General features: G+C 55.5%; 4 protein-coding genes and 1 pseudogene. 4 read left to right on the plus strand and 1 reads right to left on the minus strand.

Features of this window, described 5'->3' with window-relative positions; translation table 11 throughout:
* Positions 1-104: pseudogene (locus tag RI563_RS13435) on the minus strand (DNA-binding response regulator); the annotation flags it as partial.
* Positions 105-223: 119 nt separating this feature from the next.
* Between RI563_RS13435 and RI563_RS12845 the strand changes: the two are divergent.
* From RI563_RS12845 to RI563_RS12860, 4 genes are all read left to right on the plus strand, one after another.
* Positions 224-613, plus strand: a complete 390-nt coding sequence (locus RI563_RS12845; RefSeq protein ID WP_310694782.1) for a PepSY domain-containing protein — start codon at positions 224-226, stop codon at positions 611-613.
* Between the two features lie 41 nt (positions 614-654).
* Positions 655-1,125 (plus strand): DUF2271 domain-containing protein, encoded by a 471-nt coding sequence (locus RI563_RS12850; protein WP_310694783.1) that lies wholly within the window; start codon positions 655-657, stop codon positions 1,123-1,125.
* Between the two features lie 22 nt (positions 1,126-1,147).
* Positions 1,148-3,367 carry a PepSY domain-containing protein gene (locus RI563_RS12855; RefSeq protein WP_310694784.1) on the plus strand — a complete coding sequence of 740 codons (2,220 nt, stop codon included), beginning with the start codon at positions 1,148-1,150 and terminating at the stop codon, positions 3,365-3,367.
* 60 nt (positions 3,368-3,427) lie between these two features.
* Positions 3,428-3,908 (plus strand): AEC family transporter (locus tag RI563_RS12860; RefSeq protein ID WP_411293585.1); only part of this gene is annotated, 481 nt, incomplete at its 3' end.

Raw genomic sequence — 3,908 nt, forward strand, 5'->3', positions numbered from 1 at the left:
TAGCCAAGGGTCTGAACCCAATCTGTGGCATGGCCGTCCTCCTTGATTTGTTCCCGCACTGCTGCACCCAGCCGGTCGGCGTCTTCCACCAACAACACTCGCATGCCGGTTCCTTTTATTGATGATTTGAACGCAAGGCTACAGGCGTTTGCTGACAGCAGTCTTAAGGTTGCTGTCAGGAAGTCCTCATACACTGACGGTGTCAACATAGAGGAGAGTAATTATGAAAACCACATCTATTGCATTGGGTTTGTCGATGTTGCTTCTGAGCGGAGCCGCACTTGCCGATGACGACTGCGATGATCCGGTGTCTGGTTGGCAGCCGCGTGAAAATCTGAGGCAGCAATTGGAAGCCGATGGCTGGAAGGTCTATCGGATCAAGGTCGACGATGGCTGTTATGAAGTCGAAGGAAGGAATCAGTTCGGCAGCCGGGTAGAAGCCAGTTTCGCACCTTCAACGTTCGAGCTCATGGAGCTGGAGCGAGAGGATGACGATGACCGCGAGAGAGATGACGACGACGAGCGTCGTGATTACCGGGCTAATGACAATCGCCAGAAACCCATGCCGAGCAACGGCATTGTCAAAGGTCGCCCTTCTGTAACCGTTGAGTAAGGCCGCAGAAGGCAGTTATTGGATTGAACGAGGATCGTGTCATGAAAAAGTATCTTGTTGTTTTAGGCCTTGCGATGGCCTTGGTTTTTTCAGCGTCGGCCAGTGCCAGGGAAGTTACCTTTTCCACGCAGCTGACCGACTACCGTGGTGACGGGGCGTACCTGGCCATGTACCTGACGGATTCTAACGGGGTTTATCAGGGCACTCTCTGGATTGCGGGTCAGAAAAGTAAATATTACAAGCACCTACGCGGCTGGGCCAGGGGCAGCGGCATGAGTCGTGCCGAGTATGACGGCCTGACGGGCGCCAGTATCACCAGTGGCCGCACACTGAAAATGACCATGAATCTTGATGATTCACTGATTGACAACGGCTATCAGATTCACGTGGACACTTCGGTGGAAGACATGCGGGACAACCGTTCGGATGTAGTCGTCCCGCTGACCACCGAAGGCGCAGGAAAGCCGGTTAGTGGCCGGGGTTACGTGAAATCGTTCAGCTACCACTTCTGAATCCGTGTTAAAGGAAGTCTTTATGTGGCGGAAGCTTCATTTGTATCCGGGGTTGCTGGCAGCCCCGCTTCTTATCGTACTGGCCGTAACGGGTGTAATTCTGTCGCTCTCGCCGGTACTGGAGCGTTCGAACGCCGTGATTCCGGCTGATGGCCAGATCAATGTAGCCCAGCTTGCACAGAACGTGGTCACGCAGTATCCGGGCGTTGAAGAGATCAAACGTACGCCTTCCGGTGCGGTGATTGTTTACTACATCCGTGATGGTAGTCCGGGCGCGGACCTGGTGAATCCGGAAACGGGCGAGAGCATGGGGCCGTATGAGCCGTCCGTGTTTTTCCGCTGGGTGCAAGATCTTCATCGCTCATTTCTGTTAGACGATGCAGGGCGTGTGCTGGCGGGCGTGCTGGCGGCGATGATGGTGCTGATGTGCATTTCGGGTGCTGTCATGCTGGCCCGCCGCGCTGGCGGCTGGCTGCCTTTGCTACGTGGTTTCAAAGGTAGCGGTGATGGCCGGGTTCATTCGGAACTCGCGCGCTTTGCGGTGATCGTTTTACTGTTGTCTGCACTGACGGGCAGTTATATGTCTGCGATGCGGTTTGGCTTGCTGCCGGACCCCGGTAATAGCGAGCCGTCTTTCCCTATGGAAGTGTCCGGTGGTGAGTCGTCGCCTGTCGGGTCGCTTGAGGCACTGAAGAACACAGACTTCAACAATTTGCAGGAGCTGGTGTTTCCATTCCCGGGTGATCCCCGCGATGTGTTCTCTTTAAGTACTCGCCAGGGCGCAGGGTTTATTGATCAGGCTACGGGCCAGTTTGTCGAGTACAAAAGTGCCTCCACCGGTAATCAGTTAGTTGACTGGATAGTGCGCCTTCATACCGGGGAAGGTTTATGGTGGCTCGGTCTGCTGCTGGGGCTGGCTGCATTAACGGTACCTGTGCTGTCGGTGACCGGTGTTCGCATCTGGTGGTCTCGCAGAGTTTCAAGTGGCATTCGGGGTAATGTCAGTGCAACGGATGCCGATGCGGTTATTCTGGTTGGTTCCGAAAACAACGCGACTCGTGGTTTTGCCAAGGATTTGCATGCACAGCTTTCCCGGGCAGGGCGCTGTGTTCACTCTGCCGACATGAATGAGTTGGCTGAAGACTACCCGAAGGCTTCGCTGCTGTTCGTGTTGACGTCGACTTACGGTGACGGCGCTGCGCCGGCGTCCGCCAACAGATTCATGGAAAGGCTCAGGCATTTTAGAAAGGCAGGCGGGCTAAGATTTGCGGTGCTCGGGTTCGGTGATCGTCAGTTCCCTCGATTTTGCCAGTTTGCCAAAGATGTTGATGTAGCCCTGTCGTCTCATGGGCTTGAGAGGCTGCAGAGCCTTGCGTGTGTTGATCGAAAATCTCCTGACCAGTTCAGCCAGTGGGGAAGCCGTATTGCCGAAGTGACCGGTTTGAATCTCCGGCTTTCTCATAATCCGGCGCCACCGTCTCTCTTTGAGCTGGAACTGGTAGATCGGGCCGATTTTGGCGTAAAAGTTAAGGCACCGACCAGCATTTTTCGCTTCCGGCCCGGGGTCGGCAAAAAGAGTCTTGTCGGGAGGTTCGGAAAAAAGCATGGTCAGTTGCCGGAATTTGAAGCGGGTGATTTGATCGGAATTTGTGCGCCGGAAAATGCTAAGCCGAGGTATTACTCCCTGGCATCTTCCAGTGCGGATGGTCTTCTTGAGATTTGTGTGCGCAGATTGCCGGGTGGGCTGTGTTCCGGGTTTCTCCATAGCCTTCAACCCGGTGAACGAATTCAGGGGTTTATCCATCCCAATCCGGAGTTCCGGCCAGCGCCTGGCAGCCAGCCGGTTATTCTGATCGGGGCGGGCGCGGGCATTGGTCCGCTCGCGGGCTTCATCCGGAAAAACGATGCGCGTCATCCCATGTATCTTTATTGGGGCGGTCGGAACCCGGAGTCGGACTTTCTTTATAGGCCGGAGCTTGGCAGCTATCTTGAAGATCAGCGACTTACGGGATTGAGCACGGCTTTTTCCAGAACTCAGGAAGGGGGTTACGTTCAGGATAAAATCAATGAAGATGCGCCAAACGTGCGCCGGATGATTGAAATGGGCGCGCAAATACTCGTTTGTGGTGGCAGTAACATGGCGGCTGAGGTGCGGGAGGTGATCAATAATATCCTTGAGCCGTTGAAAACCGATGTTGAAAAGCTCAAGCAAGAAGGTCGTTATCTGGAGGATGTCTATTGAGCGCCTGTGGTATGTTAACCGGTCTGTAATAACCGCATCTTGATGGAGTTCCAGTCTGCTATGCCAGTGATGGCTCAAGCCCTTCTTCCAGTGTTTGTTCTGATCAGCCTGGGGCACGTGTTGCGCCGTCTGGATTTTCCGGGCGGCGATTTCTGGCCACAGGCGGAACGCTTCACTTACTACGTGCTGTTCCCCGCCATGCTGGTGTTCAAGCTGGGCCAGGCGCGGCTGCCGGCCTCGGCCTATGGCGACACGGCGCTGTTGATTGTCGCCATGTTGCTGGCGATGACGGCGGTGCTGGTGGTGGTGCAGCGTATCTGGCGCTGGCCCGGGCCGGTGTTTTCTTCAGTGTACCAGGGGGCGATCCGGTTCAACTCTTACGTGGGGCTGGCGGCAGCTGGCATGTTGCTGGGTGATGAAGGCCTGCAGCTTACCGCCATCGCGGTGGCCATTATGGTGCCGTTGCTGAACCTGTTGTGCATTGTGATGTTTGCCCTGGTGGCGGAAGACAGCCAGGTGCGGGTGGGCAAGGTGCTGAAGG

Source organism: Thiohalophilus sp. (assembly GCF_031581315.1).
In the GTDB taxonomy this organism is placed as follows: Bacteria; Pseudomonadota; Gammaproteobacteria; order UBA6429; family Thiohalophilaceae; genus Thiohalophilus.

What these genes read in the sequence shown, in the direction of transcription:
- RI563_RS12855 (WP_310694784.1), top strand. Translation starts at nt 1,148, where the DNA reads ATGTGGCGGAAGCTTCATTTGTATCCGGGGTTGCTGGCAGCCCCGCTT.
- RI563_RS12850 (WP_310694783.1), top strand. Translation starts at nt 655, where the DNA reads ATGAAAAAGTATCTTGTTGTTTTAGGCCTTGCGATGGCCTTGGTTTTT.
- RI563_RS12845 (WP_310694782.1), top strand. Translation starts at nt 224, where the DNA reads ATGAAAACCACATCTATTGCATTGGGTTTGTCGATGTTGCTTCTGAGC.